General features: G+C 50.9%; 17 protein-coding genes and 1 pseudogene. 12 read left to right on the forward strand and 6 right to left on the reverse strand.

Features of this window, described 5'->3' with window-relative positions; all coding sequences use genetic code 11:
• Positions 1-14: 14 nt before the first annotated feature.
• A pseudogene (locus tag B3Z23_RS10805) lies at positions 15-341 on the reverse strand (LacI family transcriptional regulator); the annotation flags it as partial.
• Positions 342-352: 11 nt separating this feature from the next.
• Here B3Z23_RS10805 and B3Z23_RS10810 point away from each other — a divergent pair.
• A complete protein-coding gene (locus tag B3Z23_RS10810; RefSeq protein WP_294909357.1) occupies positions 353-880 on the forward strand; it encodes a GNAT family N-acetyltransferase in 528 nt (175 codons plus the stop codon).
• Here B3Z23_RS10810 and B3Z23_RS10815 read toward each other — a convergent pair.
• Positions 795-1724 (reverse strand): LysR family transcriptional regulator, encoded by a 930-nt coding sequence (locus B3Z23_RS10815; RefSeq protein WP_294909359.1) that lies wholly within the window; start codon positions 1722-1724, stop codon positions 795-797. The two genes, B3Z23_RS10810 and B3Z23_RS10815, sit on opposite strands and share 86 nt — an antisense overlap.
• Before the next feature lie 186 nt (positions 1725-1910).
• Between B3Z23_RS10815 and B3Z23_RS10820 the strand changes: the two genes are divergently transcribed.
• Positions 1911-2222, forward strand: a complete 312-nt coding sequence (locus tag B3Z23_RS10820; protein WP_294909361.1) for a MoaF-related domain-containing protein — start codon at positions 1911-1913, stop codon at positions 2220-2222.
• A gap of 148 nt (positions 2223-2370) precedes the next feature.
• Positions 2371-3297 carry a LysR substrate-binding domain-containing protein gene (locus tag B3Z23_RS10825; protein WP_294909363.1) on the forward strand — a complete coding sequence of 309 codons (927 nt, stop codon included), beginning with the start codon at positions 2371-2373 and terminating at the stop codon, positions 3295-3297.
• On the opposite strand, the gene B3Z23_RS10830 is transcribed toward B3Z23_RS10825, so the two are convergent.
• Positions 3294-3875 (reverse strand): NAD(P)H-dependent oxidoreductase, encoded by a 582-nt coding sequence (locus B3Z23_RS10830; protein ID WP_038017725.1) that lies wholly within the window; start codon positions 3873-3875, stop codon positions 3294-3296. The genes B3Z23_RS10825 and B3Z23_RS10830 overlap by 4 nt on opposite strands.
• A gap of 139 nt (positions 3876-4014) precedes the next feature.
• Here B3Z23_RS10830 and B3Z23_RS10835 point away from each other — a divergent pair, with 139 nt between their 5' ends.
• The 5 genes from B3Z23_RS10835 to B3Z23_RS10855 all read left to right on the forward strand — a co-directional run bounded on the left by B3Z23_RS10835 (position 4015) and on the right by B3Z23_RS10855 (position 9906).
• A complete protein-coding gene (locus B3Z23_RS10835) occupies positions 4015-4785 on the forward strand; it encodes a transporter substrate-binding domain-containing protein (RefSeq protein ID WP_294909366.1) in 771 nt (256 codons plus the stop codon).
• A gap of 201 nt (positions 4786-4986) precedes the next feature.
• Positions 4987-7263: a DNA topoisomerase IV subunit A gene (gene parC / locus B3Z23_RS10840; RefSeq protein ID WP_294909368.1), complete on the forward strand. Its 2277-nt coding sequence runs from the start codon at positions 4987-4989 to the stop codon at positions 7261-7263.
• Between the two features lie 161 nt (positions 7264-7424).
• Positions 7425-8156: a 1-acylglycerol-3-phosphate O-acyltransferase gene (locus B3Z23_RS10845; protein WP_294909370.1), complete on the forward strand. Its 732-nt coding sequence runs from the start codon at positions 7425-7427 to the stop codon at positions 8154-8156.
• Positions 8157-8247: 91 nt separating this feature from the next.
• Positions 8248-9669, forward strand: a complete 1422-nt coding sequence (gene ftsP / locus B3Z23_RS10850) for a cell division protein FtsP (RefSeq protein ID WP_294909372.1) — start codon at positions 8248-8250, stop codon at positions 9667-9669.
• Positions 9670-9693: 24 nt separating this feature from the next.
• Positions 9694-9906 (forward strand): hypothetical protein, encoded by a 213-nt coding sequence (locus B3Z23_RS10855; protein ID WP_294909374.1) that lies wholly within the window; start codon positions 9694-9696, stop codon positions 9904-9906.
• A 39-nt stretch (positions 9907-9945) separates the two neighbouring features.
• On the opposite strand, the gene dkgA is transcribed toward B3Z23_RS10855, so the two are convergent.
• Positions 9946-10776, reverse strand: coding sequence for a 2,5-didehydrogluconate reductase DkgA (dkgA, locus tag B3Z23_RS10860; RefSeq protein WP_294909376.1), 831 nt, complete (start codon positions 10774-10776; stop codon positions 9946-9948).
• Positions 10777-10930: 154 nt separating this feature from the next.
• On the opposite strand from dkgA, the gene B3Z23_RS10865 reads away from it, so the two are divergent.
• Entirely contained in the window at positions 10931-11833 is a 903-nt protein-coding gene (locus tag B3Z23_RS10865) for an AraC family transcriptional regulator (protein WP_294909378.1), read from the forward strand.
• 17 nt (positions 11834-11850) lie between these two features.
• Here the strand turns inward: B3Z23_RS10865 and B3Z23_RS10870 are convergent, their stop codons facing one another.
• Entirely contained in the window at positions 11851-12513 is a 663-nt protein-coding gene (locus tag B3Z23_RS10870; RefSeq protein ID WP_294909380.1) for a DedA family protein, read from the reverse strand.
• A gap of 107 nt (positions 12514-12620) precedes the next feature.
• Positions 12621-13829 (reverse strand): cystathionine beta-lyase, encoded by a 1209-nt coding sequence (gene metC, locus B3Z23_RS10875; RefSeq protein ID WP_294909382.1) that lies wholly within the window; start codon positions 13827-13829, stop codon positions 12621-12623.
• 277 nt (positions 13830-14106) lie between these two features.
• On the opposite strand from metC, the gene exbB reads away from it, so the two are divergent.
• From exbB to B3Z23_RS10890, 3 genes are all read left to right on the forward strand, one after another.
• On the forward strand, positions 14107-14844 hold the full coding sequence (exbB, locus tag B3Z23_RS10880) for a tol-pal system-associated acyl-CoA thioesterase (protein WP_294909430.1): 738 nt from the start codon (positions 14107-14109) through the stop codon (positions 14842-14844).
• Positions 14845-14849: 5 nt separating this feature from the next.
• A complete protein-coding gene (gene exbD / locus B3Z23_RS10885; RefSeq protein WP_294909384.1) occupies positions 14850-15284 on the forward strand; it encodes a TonB system transport protein ExbD in 435 nt (144 codons plus the stop codon).
• A gap of 216 nt (positions 15285-15500) precedes the next feature.
• Complete coding sequence (locus B3Z23_RS10890) at positions 15501-16823, forward strand: MFS transporter (RefSeq protein ID WP_294909385.1); 1323 nt, start codon at positions 15501-15503, stop codon at positions 16821-16823.
• The last annotated feature ends 174 nt before the right edge of the window (positions 16824-16997 follow it).

Raw genomic sequence — 16997 nt, forward strand, 5'->3', positions numbered from 1 at the left:
CTGCCAGCCTCTGATTACTGTGACTTCAGGACCACCACGGCGTAGCGGCATAACTGGTCACTGGCATTAGTAAAGATACAATCCACAGGATCTCCTAATTCCAGGCAGTCGCCGCGGTCCAGTGTAAATTGATGATTGCCTTCGCTAAACACCAGTTCACCTTCCAGTACCCAGATCAGTTGTCTGCGTGACATGTATGAGATGGCAGGCATTGGCACCGAAACGCCGGCGAGGCAATTCGACACTAACCAGATCGACGGGGATCGCGCCGGGGGAGACATGGCGGCGGGGCTACTTTCTCCCCGTTCAATTTTGTGGATCATTGCCCGCGACAGCCCGGAGAGTGTCCACCATGAAAATACGCCACGCCAGTGTTGAGGATTGTGAAGCGATTGCCGGTATCTATAACCATGCTGTTATTCATTCGACGGCTCTCTGGACTGAGAGCACCGTAGACAGTGAAGAGAGAAAGTCCTGGATGGCGCAAAGACGGCTGGCTGGCTATCCGGTGATTGTTATTACTGATGAACAGGATAAGGTCGCTGGTTACGCAAGCTATGGAGAGTGGAGTGCGAAAGAAGGTTACCGTTTTACCGTTGAACATTCGGTTTATGTCCGGCATGACTTTCGGGGTAAAGGGGCGGGGCGGTTGCTGATGAATGAACTTATTTCGCTGGCGGTCGCACAGGGATTACATGTGATGGTGGCTGCAATCGAATCCGGGAATCTGGCGTCGATTGCATTGCATCAGTCACTCGGGTTTACCGGTGAAGTCAGAATTCCGGAAGTCGGCACTAAGTTTGGTCGGTGGCTGGATCTGACCTTCCTTTATCTGCCTCTTGAACCTCTGCGGGCGGCTTCAGCATCGGGTGATTCATAAATTCACGGGCAAAAAACTGGATAAAGGCACGTAATCTGAGCCCGGCATTACGTTTCTCAGGCCAGACAATATTCACGGTACGCTGGGTGGTTTCGCTGCCTGCCATTCTCTGCAGACGGCCAGCCAGCAGGTCTTCACGACATACGACTTCAGGTAACCACGCCAGCCCGCTTCCGGCCAGACACAACCGACGGATAAGTGGGATCGAATTCACCACACTGGCGTGTTTTACCGCCCGTGGATCCAACGGCAGTGCTCCTTCCCAGTGTTCTGTTTTGCCGGTAGAAGGAAAGCGGTAGAGCAGAAACCGGTTGGCAGTCAGCGTTTCTGCCGGTGGGTAGTGAGGGGCATGGAATACTCCCATCGTCAGCGTGCCAATTGTCCGGGCATACAAGCGTGAATCGGCACTTTCGCCAAAACGAATCACAGCATCAAAACCCTCTTTGATGATGTCACTGTGATCATCATTCACATTGATCTCCAGTTCTGTCTGCGGATGAGCCCGCATAAACTCTGCCAGCAGTTGACCAAACAGCGAATCGATATTCGGAATACTGATCTTCAGTTTTCCCTGTTCACTCTTTTTCAGTTCACTGAAAGCATTCACCGCATTATCAAATTCCCCGACAATCGTTGTGGCATGTTGCAACAGGATCTCTCCTTCTTCAGTCAGGAAAATATTGCGGGTATTGCGCTTAAACAGTCGGATATGGTGGCGATCTTCAATTTTCTGAATCACCTTCCCGACGGCTGAGGGGGTTAACCCCAGGCTGCTGGCCGCTTCAGCAAAACTATGACTGTGCGCTGCCCGGATAAATATCGATAAGTCTTTGACTGAATACATATTTTTATCCCTGACTGATTAAAGAATATTTTTCTATTCACTATTTCCTAAGTGTAGATTATTCCCGGCTCTGCTAACAGTTAGTATGCCGTGGTCAGCAGAACTTACCCTTCGGGTGGCGTTTTGCGTGGGTAAGCTCAACGGCTTAGACCGGGGGCTGTGAATAAAATTTGTAGGAGAAAGACCATGGCAATTCAGTTTCCACAAGCAGGTAAAAGTTTCACCCTGACAATGAATAACGGGCTGGTGGTAAAAAACAGTTATCATCCACAGCAGGAGATTATTACCGTGGAATTTCTGAGTGGTGAGCTGACCGGGACGATCATGGATGTGCCTTTTCAGTGGCGCGCCCTTGCTGACGGCAGTTTTCTGATCAGCTGGCAGGAATCGGATAATAATACTGTGGTGCATTGTGATAACTTCGACACTGGTCGCTCTTACGCTTACTACACGACAATGGGTGGCGATTTTTATATTATGGAAGGACAAATCGTCTGATACGGACAGCAGGTCGTCCTCCCCGGACAGGTATTTTGTGCGGGTTCTCTGGTAGCCACCGACCTGACGGTGGCAAACTGCAATCTTTGAATGTTTACAGGACCATTCACTCGTTCAAAGTGGATGGCGGGGACCACTGAACTCACCAATGAAAGTCACTCTGGAAGATATGCGAATCTGGGTTGCGGTAGCAGACAGCGGCTCAATTACGGCGGCGGCTGTACAACTGGCAATGACGGTCTCTTCTGTCAGCCGCTCACTCAGCCGTCTGGAGAATAAGCTGGATACCACGCTGATGCTGCGGACCACCCGGCGGATGGCATTGACTTCGGAAGGTGAGCTGTTTCTTCAGCGGGCCAGACAAATTCTGGCCTCTGTGGCATCGGCAGAAGATGAACTGGCTGTACGCCGGGAAACCCCTTCCGGACGGTTACGGATTAATACTGCCCCCTCATTTATGCAGCATGTCATCGTGCCACTATTGGAGGGATTTATCAGCCATTATCCGCAGATAGACCCGGAACTGACAACGGATGATCTGCCGATTGATCTGTTAGAACAACAAACGGATATTGCGATTCGCATGGGCGCATTGCAGGATTCCCGTATAAATGCGCGAATCCTCGGCTACAGCCCGTTGCGGTTGTTTGCCAGTCCGGATTATCTGCGTCGTTATGGTATACCGGTGCAGACAGAGCAACTGGCAAACCATCGTACTTTGGGATTTACTCAGCCTGTGGTGCATAACCACTGGCCAGTATTTAATCATCGTCAGGAATTCATTCAGATTACCCCAACGCTGCGTGCATCGAGTGGCGAAACGCTATTGCAGCTGGCGATTGCCGGTCAGGGGATCGCAAGATTGTCAGATTTTGCATCGAAAGTCGCGGTGAGAGAGGGCCGGCTGGTACCTATTCTGGAACAGGAAATACAAAGTATGTTATTACCGGTTCATGCGCTGTACTACCGTAACACCGCGCTGGCCGTCCGAATCCGCTGTTTTCTGGATTATCTGCAACAGGCCGTGATTGAACACGGCCTGTTGCTGCCCCCCTCGGCTACGTCAAAAAACTAACCGAACACCTGCTGTAAGTGCTGACGGTAATTCTCCAGGTACAGCGGGACCTGTGGATTTTTGATCACATCATTACAGATAAAGGTTGGCAGACCACTCATTCCCAGGAACTGGAACGCTTTATGGCTGTGCAGGTAAACACCATCTACACCCACACCCTCGAAGAATTGCTGAGGGTCAGTAAATGCCTGCAACGGTGCGTTCCAGGTCAGTGACAGCATGTAGGTTTTGCCCTGCAGCAGTCCGCCGGAACCATATTTCTTTTCACTGTCGGCACGGGTACGTCCGTCACTGGCGTATAAACGCCCGTGGCCATAGGTAAAGACTTCATCAATATATTTTTTTACCGTCCAGGGCTCACCCATCCACCAACCTGGCATTTGCAGGATAACGGTGTCATGACTGGCAAATTTCTCAATTTCTGCTTCAATGTCGTATCCTTGGTCGATGCGGGTGACTGACACTTCATGTCCCAGACGGCTCAGTTCGCTGGCACCTTCGTCGCTGAGTGTATGGTTCAGGCGTCCGGCGGAATGGCCGAAGGTGGTGCCCCCGTCAATAATCAGGATCTTACTCATTGTCTGTTCCTCTCGAAAAGTATGCGCCTATTGTTAACCGCAACGTTGCAGAAAAAAATAGCCTGTTCTGCATAATACCTTTGCAGCCAGCGCAATAATCAGCGAATGTAATCTGTTATCACTGCTTGCGGGGAAAGAAATGTTAAAAGTATTCTGTCCGGCCCTATTGTTACTGCCACTGATGGTCAGTGCACAATCACATCTTGATACGGTATTACAGACAAAAGTATTGCGGGTCTGCACCACGGGTGATTATAAGCCCTATAGTTTCTTGCGGCCTGACGGGCACTATGAAGGGCTGGATATTTCGATGGCTGAATCACTGGCTGCCAGCCTTGGGGCTAAACCACAGTGGATTGCAACCCGCTGGAAGACTCTCAGTCATGATTTTGTCAGCCAGCATTGCGATATTGCGGTAGGCGGGGTGTCGGTCACTCTGAATCGTCAGCGAATTGCCTGGTTTGCCAGACCGCTCGGCAGTGACGGAAAAATTCCGCTGGTCCGTTGTGCCGATCGGGAAAAGTATCAGACGGTGGAACAACTTAATCGCCCGGAGGTGCGGGTAACTGAACCGGCAGGGGGCACCAATGAAGCCTTTGTTCATCAGTATCTGCCGCGGGCTACCCTGCAACTGTTTCCTGATAATGTCACCATCTTCAGCCAGATACTGAGCGGTAAAGCAGACGTCATGATAACGGATGCCTCTGAAGCAGAATATCAGCAAGGACGGAATCCGGGATTATGTGCGTTGAATCCGAAAACTCCACTGCAATATGGTGAAAAAGCCTACATGATTCCGCGCGATGACAGCAGCTGGCAACAGTATGTCGATCAGTGGCAGCATTTGAGCCAGGAGACCGGTGAATACCGGAAAATTGCTGAACAATGGTTGGGCGCAGCAGGTTTATAAACCCCTTCACCGACAGGAAAGAGTCTTACCAGGATAAGGGATGCTGATATTTTTTTGATAACTTCCACCAAAATGCTGGTTAAAGCGGTAGCGCTGTCCGTAACGCACCTGTGACTAAGCACGACGAATAAGGTACTATCCCCGGCAGAGAACTGCCACAGACGGGTGTCTGTCTGGCTGCGAAGTGAGGATTGATAATCAATGAGCGACATGACCCGGGACGGTGCAGAACGTCTTGCATTGCACAAATTTACCGAAAACGCCTATCTGAACTACTCCATGTACGTGATCATGGACAGGGCTCTTCCTTATATCGGGGACGGACTCAAACCGGTTCAGCGACGTATCATTTATGCAATGTCTGAGCTGGGATTAAATGCCAGCGCGAAGTTTAAGAAATCGGCGCGTACCGTCGGGGATGTTCTGGGTAAATATCATCCACATGGTGACAGCGCCTGTTACGAAGCGATGGTGCTGATGGCACAGCCTTTCTCATACCGCTATCCGTTGGTTGACGGGCAGGGAAACTGGGGTGCTCCGGATGATCCGAAATCTTTTGCGGCTATGCGTTATACCGAATCGCGCTTGTCACGCTATGCCGAGTTGCTGCTCAGTGAACTGGGGCAGGGCACAGTCGATTACGTGGCTAACTTTGACGGTACTTTGCAGGAGCCGAAAATGCTGCCTGCCCGGTTACCCAATATCCTGCTGAACGGCACGACCGGTATTGCGGTAGGGATGGCGACCGATATTCCGCCGCACAATTTGCGTGAAGTTGCCGATGCGGCCATTGCTTTGATAGATAAGCCCAATACTTCGCTCGATGAGTTGCTGGATATTGTGCAGGGACCAGACTTTCCAACCGAAGCTGAAATTATTACCCCACGCAGCGAAATCCGAAAGATTTATGAGAACGGTCGCGGCAGTGTCCGTCAGCGTGCTGTCTGGAAGAAAGAAGAAGGTGAAATTGTCATCACCGCGCTGCCTCACCAGGTGTCCGGCGCCAGGGTTCTGGAGCAGATTGCCGCCCAGATGCGCAATAAAAAGCTGCCGATGGTTGAAGATCTACGCGATGAATCCGATCATGAAAATCCGACGCGGCTGGTCATTGTACCGCGTTCCAACCGGGTCGATGCTGATCCTCTGATGAACCATCTGTTCGCCACGACGGATCTGGAAAAAAGCTACCGTATTAACCTGAATATGATCGGCCTGGATAACCGCCCGGCAGTGAAGAACCTGCGGGAGATCCTCAGCGAATGGCTGGTATATCGCAGGGAGACAGTACGCAAGCGCTTAAGCTTTCGTCTGGATAAAGTCCTTAACCGGCTGCATATTCTGGAAGGTTTACTGATTGCCTTTCTGAATATTGACGAAGTGATCGAGATTATCCGTCATGAGGATGAGCCGAAAGCTGTCCTGATGTCACGTTTTTCCATCAGCGAAACTCAGGCTGAAGCCATCCTTGAACTGAAATTACGTCACCTGGCAAAACTTGAGGAGATGAAAATTCGCGGTGAGCAGGATGCATTGGCTAAAGAACGTGATGAGTTGCAGGCACTGCTGGCCTCTGAACGTAAGATGAATACCCTGTTGAAGAAAGAGTTGCAGGCTGACAGTAAAACCTATGGTGATTCCCGCCGTTCTCCGCTCAGAGAACGCGAGGAAGCGAAAGCCATCAGTGAAACGGAACTGGTTCCTTCCGAGCCGGTGACGGTCGTACTGTCACAAATGGGCTGGGTAAGAAGTGCCAAGGGGCATGATATTGACCCGGCCGGACTGAGCTATAAAGCCGGCGACAGTTATCTGGCGTCGGCAAAAGGCAAGAGTAATCTGCCAGTGTCGTTTATTGACTCTACCGGGCGTAGCTACACTCTGGATCCAAACAGTCTGCCTTCAGCACGTGGTCAGGGAGAACCGCTGACCGGGAAACTGACCCCGCCACCGGGCGCGGTCGTGGAACAGGTACTGATGGAAGCCGACGAACAGCGGTTGTTGATGGCCTCAGATGCTGGTTATGGTTTTATCTGTACCTTTAACGATTTACTGTCCCGTAACCGTGCAGGTAAAGCTGTGTTGAGCTTACCGGCGAATGCCAAAGTCATGACACCGCTGGCCGTACATAACGATGAAGATATGTTACTGGCGATTACTGCCGCAGGGCGGATGCTGATGTTCCCTGTGAAAGATCTGCCACAGTTATCGAAAGGCAAAGGTAATAAGATTATCTCCATTCCGGCAGCTGAAGCCGCCGCGGGAAGCGATAAGCTGGCCTGGTTGTTACTGTTGCCACCTCAGAGTGTGGTGACTCTGCATGTGGGCAAACGCAAACTGATGTTGCGTGAAGATGATTTACAAAAATTCAGGACCGAGCGCGGACGGCGTGGCACGCTATTGCCCCGGGGTCTGCAAAGAATTGATCGGGTCGAAGTCGATGCACCATCACTGAATCAGGACACGGTGGATACGACAGAATGATAAATCAGCCGGTAGTCTCTGCGAAAAGTAAAAAAAACGTTATACTTGCCGGCTGTTTATCTGGGTTCTGATGACTACTGCCATTGTGGCGTTGCCCGCAATGGAGTTTCTGTCTGCTCTTCAGGGATGGAAGTAATGCAGGCTGCTATTATGAGGTTGTTATGCTGTTGATTGTGCGCGCAATTATCGTTGTTGTTTATTCTATATTCGTGTGTGTGTTTGGTTGTCTATGGTGTTGTTTTTCGCCCAGAAACCCGCGACATGTTGCCACCTTTGCTCACGCTTTCGGCCGTCTGAGCACCGTGTTTGGGATCCGCGTTGAGTTACGCAAACCTCATGATGCCAAAAACTTCGGTAATGCTATCTATATCGCTAACCACCAGAATAACTACGATATGATAACGGCAGCGAATATGGTACAGCCGCCGACCGTAACGGTCGGTAAAAAAAGTCTGGCATGGATACCTTTTTTTGGCCAACTGTACTGGCTGACCGGAAATCTGCTGATTGACAGAGATAACCGTAATAAGGCCCACGATACCATCAGTGAATTAGTGGCTCAGTTTAAAAAGAAAGATATCTCCTTCTGGATGTTTCCTGAAGGAACCCGTAGCCGTGGTCGTGGATTGCTGCCATTTAAAACCGGTGCCTTTCACGCAGCTCTGGCCGCCGGCGTACCGGTGATACCGATTGTTATTTCCAATACGCATAATCAGATTAAGCTGAACCGCTGGCATAACGGACTGGTAATTGTCGAAATGCTGCCCCCGGTAGATGTGAAACAATTTGAAGGCCAGTCTGCGCGTAAGCTGGCAACCCATTGTCGTGAGCTGATGTCGGCCCGACTTGATGAATTAAATGAAGAAGTGGCTCGCCGGGCAAAGGAAAAATAGTGGTTCGCCGCGGCCAAAAATTGGCCCGGCGTGTTGCTTGTTTGTGGTGAACCACCACCTGCGGTGTTATCAGTATAAGGTCAGAAGTATTATGTCTTTTAACCGTCGTCAGTTTCTGCAGTTATCCGCCGGCGCAGCTCTCGGCAGCACTTTGTTTCCGCACAGTGCCCTGGCAGCAGACACCGGAGAAAATACTCTGCCGGTACCTCCTCTGCTTGAGTCACGCCGTGGTCAGCCACTGTTTTTAACCTTACAGGCCAGCCACTGGGCTTTTAACGGCACCAGTAAGGCTCCGGTCTGGGGATTTAACGGACTCTACCTTGGTCCCACCGTCCGGGTGCATAATGGTGATAATGTTAAGCTGATCTACAGCAATCGCCTGCCTGAGCCGGTGTCAATGACAGTCAGCGGATTACAGGTGCAGGGGGCGTTAAACGGCGGGGCACCACGACAGATTTCACCTAATGTTGACTGGGCGCCGATACTGCCGGTGCGTCAGGCTGCAGCAACCTGTTGGTATCATGCCGATACTCCTCACCATATGGCTCCTCATGTGTATAACGGGCTGGCCGGCATGTGGCTGATTGAAGATGACAATAGTAAGTCTTTGCCATTGCCTAAACATTATGGTGTGGATGACTTCCCATTGATTATTCAGGATAAACGTCTGGATAACTTTGGCTCACCGGTGTATGACAGTGGAGCAGATGAAGGATTTTACGGCGATATCCTGCTGGTCAATGGAATCAGGGAACCTTATGTTAATGTCTCCAGAGGCTGGGTCCGCTTACGGTTACTCAATGCTTCGAACGCGCGTCGCTACCAGCTACAGCTCAGTGATAACCGTCCTTTCACTGTCATCGCGGGAGATCAGGGTTTCTTACCGTCTGCGGTCACCGTACAACAGTTATCACTGGCCCCCGGTGAACGCCGTGAAGTATTGATAGATCTTTCCCAGGGGAAAGATGTGTCTATCACCGCGGGTACCGCTGCGACCCTGATTGAGCGTATAAAAGGTATTTTTGAACCCTCATCGATTCTGACCTCAACACTGGTCTTAACTCTGCGTCCTACCGGATTATTACCACTGGTCACTGACGGACTTCCTGCGCAACTCGCTCCCCAGCCACAGGCAAACAATGTTTCCGGCAGCCGTCAGATTCGGCTGGATGATTCTCCGGCGGGAATCAACGGCGTACCCTGGGATATGAAGCGGATTGATACCGTGGTCCGGCAGGGCACGGTTGAGCGCTGGACAATTCAGGCGAATCAGCCTCAGCCGTTCCATATTCAGGGAGCTATGTTCCTGATAATCAGCGTTAACGGCGCTCCGGCGATGGTCGAAGATCGTGGCTGGAAAGATACTGTCTGGGTGGATGGCAGTGTTGAGTTATTGGTGACTTTCCCACAAAATTCTTCAGAGCATTTTCCGTTTGTCTACTATAGTCAAAATCTGGAACTGGCCGATCGCGGTTGTGCAGGCCAGCTGATGGTTCAACAGTCGATAAATTGACAACGAGCATATCTGGAGCCAGTAATGTCAAAAGAAGATGATTTCACCGCCGCGAAAGCCATCTGTAATGAGATAGGGGGGGCGGTACTGGAATTACTGGGAGACGGACAAAGCCTGTCTGTAGAGGGACTGGTGACGGTTATGCAGCAGGCTCAACAGGATGGTCATTCCTACGGCGAACAGCGGGAAGAAGCCATGCTCAGAGCCATCCGTTTGCTGCAAAAATTCATCAGTTAGCCACTGCCGTGGCAGTGGCTAAGCTGTAAACTGCGCGGTTCAGGTCTTGTTAAAGGTATCCGGATCCGGGCCCAGTCGTTTACCTGCTTCCAGCACGGTCAGATCAGTCAGCTCGGTTTTTTCCAGGCTAAAATCAAACACCGAAAAATTCTCTTCAATCCGTTTTGCTGTGACCGATTTAGGGATCACCACCAGACCATTATCGATATGCCAACGGATGACGATCTGTGCCGGGGTTTTCTGATATTTATCCGCCAGAGCGCGAATTTTCGGATGATCAAAGACGCCTTTTCCCCCCTGAGCTAACGGGCTCCAGGATTCGGTCTGAATATGATGTAATCCGTTCCATGCATGCATCGGACGTTGTTGGAACAAAGGGTGCAGTTCTATCTGATTAATCACCGGGGTGACGCCAGTTTCACGAATGATATTTTGCAGATGCTCCTGCTGGAAATTACATACGCCAATACTTTTAATCAGCCCCTGTTTCTGTAACTCAATCAGTTGCTGCCAGGCCCCGATATACTCATTCTGCTGCGGGCAGGGCCAGTGGATAAGGTACAGGTCTATATAATCAAGCTGTAATTTTTTCAGGCTGAGCTCAAGGGCTTTAGCCGCGTGGGTCTGGTCACTGTTCCACAGTTTAGTGGTAATAAACAGCTCTTCGCGTGGCAGAGCTGTATCGCTTAGCGCCTGACCCACACCTTCTTCGTTCTGATATATGGCTGCAGTGTCGATGGAACGATAGCCGGTTTGCAATGCGTGTTGGACGGCATGTCGGGTTTCTTCGACTGAAGCCTGCCAGACGCCGAGTCCAACCTGTGGCATAAGCTGACCGTCATTGAGTCTGATAATGGATTGTTCGGACATTTCAGTTTCCTCCGTGGCAGAAAAACACGTCAGGTGGTGAGGGCTGAAGTTAAGTGTAGTTGCAATCCTGGTATCTGGCAGAGGATGATTGTCTGATATTGAGTATTTTTTAGCCCCTCGCGGGGAGCCGGATACCGGCAAAACTGGAGATTTCATGTCTGATAACGGTTATTGTCAGCGTCTGGCACAGCAGGTCATCGCTTTGCATCATTCCCTGTCCGGAGGGATCAGCCCGCTGAAAAATGTATCGCTGATGTATTCCGATAAACATTTAACACTCAGCCCGGTCATGTATCGTCCGGGGATAGCCATTTTGTTTCAGGGCAGTAAAACCGGATATCTTGGTGATGTTAGTTTCAGTTACGATCCCAGCCGTTATCTGTTGCTCAGTGTCGCACTACCGGTTGAATGTGAAACGCATGGCAGCCGGGAGCATCCACTGGCCGGGTTATTTATTGATGTGGATATGCTGTCGGTGCAGGAAATGATCCTCGAAATTGGCGAACAGTACGATTATCAGCCACCTCAGCTGACAACGGCTATCCATTCAGCAGAGTTAACTCACGATATGCTGAGAATTAGTGAAAGGCTGTTGGATATGATGACCCGGCCTCTGGAAGCCAGACTGCTGGCGAACCAGGTAATTAAAGAGATGTATTTTTATCTGCTGACCGGCCCTTGTGGCAGGGCACTGTTATCTCTGGCCAACAGTCAGACCCGCATTAGCCAGATAGCCAAAGCCCTGCGCAGAATTGAGCAGGATTACCGGACAGGGCTGAGTATTGATGTGCTGGCCGCCGAGGTCAATATGAGTACATCGGCATTTTATCACCATTTTAAAACGGTCACGCAGACCTCACCGCTGCAATACCTGAAACGTTACCGGCTACATGAGGCCAGACGGTTACTGGCTCATCAACAAATGAAAGCCGGCAATGCGGCTATCGAAGTGGGTTATGAAAGTGTGTCGCAGTTTTCACGCGAATATAAACGCTATTTCGGGGTAACGCCGGGAGAAGAAATTCAGCGGGTACGTCAGGCAATAGCAGATACCTGACGTCAGCAGGTTTCGTTTCAGACAGAGGTCTGACGTTTTTTCTTCCACAGAAATACCAGGCTGCCAGCCAGACCGCAGACCAGCAGCAGCAGTGGTAACAGCATCAGTAACGTCATGACCTGATCTTCATGACGTTTAATAAACGGCACATGGCTGAAACCGTAACCCAGGGCGACCAGCAGTACCACCCACAGTAGCCCGCTCAACCAGTTGAACAGCTGGAAACGGGTGTTGCTGAGCCCGGAAATTCCGGCCATGGTAGGCAGAACCGTGCGGACAAACGCCAGAAACCGGCCTGCCAGTAAAGCGGCCAGACCATGACGGTTAAACATCTGCCAGGCCCGCTGATGATATTTGGCGGGTAAATGTTTAAGCCAGCCCTGTACCAGTCGGGTATTTCCCAGCCAGCGCCCTTGCAGATAACCCATCCAGAATCCCAGGCTGGCAGCGCAGGTGAGGATCACTATGGTCGGAATAAAACCCATGACGCCTCTGGCTATCATGGCACCTGCCAGCAGTAATAAACTGTCCCCCGGTAAAAAAGCCGCCGGCAATAACCCGTTTTCCAGAAACAGCATACAAAACATCACCGCGTAGACAATCCAGATAACATGAGGATCTGCCAGTACGGCAAAATCCTGATGCCACAGAGCATGGATTATCTCGTGTATAGCACTCATTTTTTTTCCCGTAACCTGATCTGTGTCAGGGGTTAATACTGCCGGTATCTGCCAACTGACGACAGACACTGCTCATTAATGTCCGGCCATTCAGACCGGATAAATGGTCAGGTATGGCGTGCCAGCCGGTCGAAACCCGCAGCCAGGTCAGCAATTAAATCATCGACGTTTTCCAGACCAATATGCAGTCTGACCAGTGTTCCAGGTAAGTGTGGTTCCTGTTCCGGGCGGATGGCCGCAATTTCATGTGGCTGATTGGCCAGAATCAGGGATTCATAGCCGCCCCATGAATAAGCCATACTGAAATGCCGGAAATTATCCAGGAAGTCAGCCAGTGCTTCACGTGACAGCTCGCGGCGCAAAATAAATGAGAACAAACCACTACTGCCGGAAAAATCACGCTTCCAGAACAGGTGGCCCGGTGACTGAGGCAGTGCAGGGTGGTTGACCCGCCAGACTTCTTCACGACCCGCCAGCCATTCAGCGACACGGATGCTGCTCTCTTCATGCTGGCGCAATCTGACTCCCAGGGTTCGCAGGCCGCGGGAGGTCATGTAGGCGGTATCAGCATCCACCATTTGTCCCATCAGGTAGGAATTTTCTCGTAAGGTGTCCCAGCAGCGCTGATTCGCCACTGCGGTGCCTACCATAGCATCGGAATGCCCTATCAGATATTTAGTGCCTGCCTGAATGGAAATATCGATGCCGAAGTCGAGCGCGTTAAACAGTACCCCGGCAGCCCAGGTATTATCCATCATAATAATGGCGTCCGGAGCGGTCTGACGGATGGCGGCGACAATCGCCGGAATATCCTGGACTTCCATGGTGATGGATGCCGGCGACTCCAGAAATACCACCCTGGTTTCCGGTTTCAGCCACTGAACAATCTCAGCCCCACTGGTATGAGGGAAGAAAGTGGTCGTTACGTTAAGTTTACGCAGTATCACATTACAGAAATCACGGGTTGGCTCATAAACCGAGCCGCTCATCAGGACATGGTCACCGCTTTCAACAAACGCCAGAATGGCATTGGTCACGGCGGCAGCACCGCAGGGATACAGGGCACATCCGGCACCGTTTTCCAGTTCGGTCATGGCATCCTGCAATGAAAAGTGGGTCAGGGTCCCCCGGCGCCCGTAAAATAACTCGCCGCGGGTTCGTCCTGCGGCGGCACGTTTTTTATCAGCCACCGTGTCGAATACCAGCGAGGACGCACGCTGAATTACGCTGTTAACTGCGCCGGCAGTATAGCGTTTTTGCCGGCCGGCACTGACCAGTGTGGTTTCCAGTTTTCTTTCTGATTTCTTGTCTGTCATTGATTCCTGCTCTGCCTGTAAATGCCTTGACTACAACTTAACATGAATTATTGCTCAGGGCAGAGTCAGAAAGAAAAATCGCGGGCCGGATAACATGCAACGTCATGGATAACAAGCTATCCGGACGCTGTCGGCAAACTACAAAATGTCTCTGATATCAGCCACGAAAAACAGAAGAATTTGTAAATACTAATGATAACTACTATCAATTAAGCTGTGATTTGGTATCATCGCGGGATAGCAGGAAATTAATCGTTGAGATGGGGTAGTACTCGTGGTGACCAATAATTTGATGCAAACGGATCTGTCCGTTCTGGGCATGTATCATCATGCTGATATTGTTGTAAAAGTGGTAATGATAGGTTTATTGCTCGCCTCTGTGGTTACCTGGGCAATATTCTTCGGCAAGTTTACCGAATTAAGCTCAGCCAAACGGCGTCTCAAATCAGAACAGAAAGCACTGAAAGAAGTTCGTACACTACAGCAGGCTGTGGAGGTTGCCAGTAAGTTCTCAGCCAGCAGCCATTGCCGCAGCCTGATTGCGGAAGCACAGGATGAACGTCAGCTTTCTGCCGGCGCAGAAGACACCGACGGTATTAAAGACCGTACGGCTTTCCGCCTGGAGCGTAAAGTTGCTGCTGTCGGGCGATACGCATCACGGGGCAATGGTTTCCTGGCGACCATCGGTTCTGTGGCACCCTTTATTGGTCTGTTCGGGACCGTATGGGGCATCATGAACAGCTTTATTGGAATTGCTCAAACTCAGACGACTAACCTGGCGGTGGTGGCGCCGGGGATTGCCGAGGCTCTTCTGGCTACGGCGGTTGGCCTGGTGGCTGCGATTCCTGCCGTAGTCATTTACAACGTGTTTGCCCGGATGATTGCCGGATATAAAGCTTCATTAAGCGATACTGCCGCTCAGGTGTTATTGCTGCAGAGCCGTGATCTGGATTTGGGACAGAGCCATGAGCCGTTAGAACTGCGGGCTTCGGCACATAAACTGCGGGTGAGTTAATTGCTATGGCTATGCATCTGAAAGATGATTTAGAAAGCGATGGCGAAATGAGTGAGATTAACGTGACGCCGTTTATCGACGTCATGTTAGTGCTATTGATCATTTTCATGGTTGCTGCGCCGCTGGCTACCGTGGATGTCAAAGTTAACCTGCCGGCTTCAACCAGTGTCCCTCAGCCTCGTCCGGATAAGCCGGTCTATCTGAGTATTAAAGCGGACAAGCAACTGTATGTCGGCAATAACGAAGTCTCGAAAGAGCAGTTAGTTTCAGCCATTGATTCACAGACCAGTGGCAATAAAGATACCACCATTTTCTTCCAGGCGGATAAAGATGTGGACTATGCGACTCTGATGGGCGTGATGGATGAGCTACGCGCCGCAGGCTATCTGAAAATTGGGCTGATGGGGCTGGAAAGCGCTGGCAGCACCGCAGCCAATTAATTCCGGCACTGAGCAACACCGAATAAGCCTCCCTCCGGGAGGTTTTTTTTTACCTGTTATTCAGAAATAGTCTGATGCTCCTGGCTGAGTGGTTGTTATTTTGTTACCAAATTGTATGTTTCTGTAAATCATAAAGATGACTGCCGTCACATCTTTCCCGTATCAACCGGGGTAAATAGTCTGAGCAGACTAAAACTATAACGGCAGGGTTGAGCAATGAATGATTCGGTAACTTCTGCTCCGGCGACTAAAACCAGCGGAGCTAAATCTATTTTCCGGGTGACCAGCGGAAACTTCCTTGAAATGTACGACTTTATGGTGTTTGGCTATTATGCTACCGCCATTTCTAAAACCTTTTTCCCTGGCAACGATCCTTACTCATCGTTGATGTTGACACTGATGACTTTTGGTGCAGGTTTTCTGATGCGACCTCTGGGGGCTATCATCCTCGGGGCTTATATTGACCACCATGGCCGTCGCAAAGGGTTGTTGTTGACCCTGGGACTGATGGCTATTGGCACCCTGACGATTGCTCTGACCCCCGGATATCAGACGATTGGCGCTGCGGCTCCGTTAATTATCCTGGCCGGCCGTCTGTTACAGGGGTTCTCTGCCGGGGTGGAACTGGGAGGAGTATCCGTTTACCTGTCAGAAATCGCCCCCAAAGGGCGTAAAGGCTTTTATGTCAGCTGGCAGTCGGGGAGTCAGCAAATATCAGTTATCTTTGCAGCGTTGCTGGGACTGATGCTGAATCAGTGGCTTGGCAAGGGGCAGGTGACGGACTGGGGGTGGCGCATTCCGTTTATTATCGGCTGTCTGATTGTTCCTTTCCTGTTCTATATCCGGCGGATGCTGGAAGAAACAGAGAGTTTTCAGCAGCGTAAACATCGCCCGGGGATGACAGAAATTATGCGGTCGGTCGCCAGTAACTGGGCACTGGTGCTGGCCGGGATGTTGATGGTGGTGACCACGACCGTCATGTTTTATATGATAACCGCCTTTACCCCGACCTTTGGTAAGACAGTACTGATGATGACGGACCACCAGAGTTTTATGGTGACGTTATTGGTGGGGGTGTCGAATTTATTCTGGTTACCGGTCATGGGGACATTGTCTGACCGTATCGGTCGCCGTCCACTGTTAATTACTTTCACCCTGTTAACCATGCTGACCGCGTGGCCAGTACTGAAGTGGATGGTGGCAGCACCATCGTTTGGGCATCTGCTGACCGCAGAGCTATGGCTGTCGTTCCTCTACGCCAGCTATAACGGGGCAATGGTGGTCTATCTGGCTGAGATCATGCCGGCTGAAGTACGGGCTGCGGGTTTCTCTCTGGCCTATAGCCTGGCGACAGCATTATTCGGTGGGTTTACCCCGGCGGTGTCCAGTTATCTGATTCATGCGACCGGCGACAAATCAATGCCGGGAGCGTGGCTGACCTTTGCCGGTTGTTGTGGTCTGGTAGGGACACTGTGTATTGGTTACCTGGTACGTCGTTATCAGCAAAAAAAAGCAGCCGGGCCACTACACAGTATGTAGTCCGTTGTCGCTCAGGCCACAGGCCTGAGCGACCTGGTATTTTGCTGTAAGGTCTCTTCTGTGTACTACCCGCCTGAAAAAAACCGAAATTTACCCCGGGATTTCTTCGGGGAAATTATTTTTTTTAGCCATTAGATTAATTAAGGTTTGTTTCCGGCGGATTATCTGGCGTAC

The sequence above is a fragment of the Tatumella sp. UBA2305 genome (genome assembly GCF_002345795.1).
GTDB lineage: Bacteria > Pseudomonadota > Gammaproteobacteria > Enterobacterales > Enterobacteriaceae > Tatumella > Tatumella morbirosei.

Coding starts and splice junctions, on each gene's coding strand:
- B3Z23_RS10865 (WP_294909378.1), top strand. CDS start 10,931: ATGTCTGATAACGGTTATTGTCAGCGTCTGGCACAGCAGGTCATCGCT.
- exbD (WP_294909384.1), top strand. CDS start 14,850: ATGGCTATGCATCTGAAAGATGATTTAGAAAGCGATGGCGAAATGAGT.
- B3Z23_RS10825 (WP_294909363.1), top strand. CDS start 2,371: ATGAAAGTCACTCTGGAAGATATGCGAATCTGGGTTGCGGTAGCAGAC.
- B3Z23_RS10815 (WP_294909359.1), bottom strand. CDS start 1,724: ATGTATTCAGTCAAAGACTTATCGATATTTATCCGGGCAGCGCACAGT.
- B3Z23_RS10830 (WP_038017725.1), bottom strand. CDS start 3,875: ATGAGTAAGATCCTGATTATTGACGGGGGCACCACCTTCGGCCATTCC.
- B3Z23_RS10820 (WP_294909361.1), top strand. CDS start 1,911: ATGGCAATTCAGTTTCCACAAGCAGGTAAAAGTTTCACCCTGACAATG.
- B3Z23_RS10845 (WP_294909370.1), top strand. CDS start 7,425: ATGCTGTTGATTGTGCGCGCAATTATCGTTGTTGTTTATTCTATATTC.
- parC (WP_294909368.1), top strand. CDS start 4,987: ATGAGCGACATGACCCGGGACGGTGCAGAACGTCTTGCATTGCACAAA.
- metC (WP_294909382.1), bottom strand. CDS start 13,829: ATGACAGACAAGAAATCAGAAAGAAAACTGGAAACCACACTGGTCAGT.
- B3Z23_RS10870 (WP_294909380.1), bottom strand. CDS start 12,513: ATGAGTGCTATACACGAGATAATCCATGCTCTGTGGCATCAGGATTTT.
- B3Z23_RS10890 (WP_294909385.1), top strand. CDS start 15,501: ATGAATGATTCGGTAACTTCTGCTCCGGCGACTAAAACCAGCGGAGCT.
- B3Z23_RS10855 (WP_294909374.1), top strand. CDS start 9,694: ATGTCAAAAGAAGATGATTTCACCGCCGCGAAAGCCATCTGTAATGAG.
- dkgA (WP_294909376.1), bottom strand. CDS start 10,776: ATGTCCGAACAATCCATTATCAGACTCAATGACGGTCAGCTTATGCCA.
- B3Z23_RS10810 (WP_294909357.1), top strand. CDS start 353: ATGAAAATACGCCACGCCAGTGTTGAGGATTGTGAAGCGATTGCCGGT.
- ftsP (WP_294909372.1), top strand. CDS start 8,248: ATGTCTTTTAACCGTCGTCAGTTTCTGCAGTTATCCGCCGGCGCAGCT.
- B3Z23_RS10835 (WP_294909366.1), top strand. CDS start 4,015: ATGTTAAAAGTATTCTGTCCGGCCCTATTGTTACTGCCACTGATGGTC.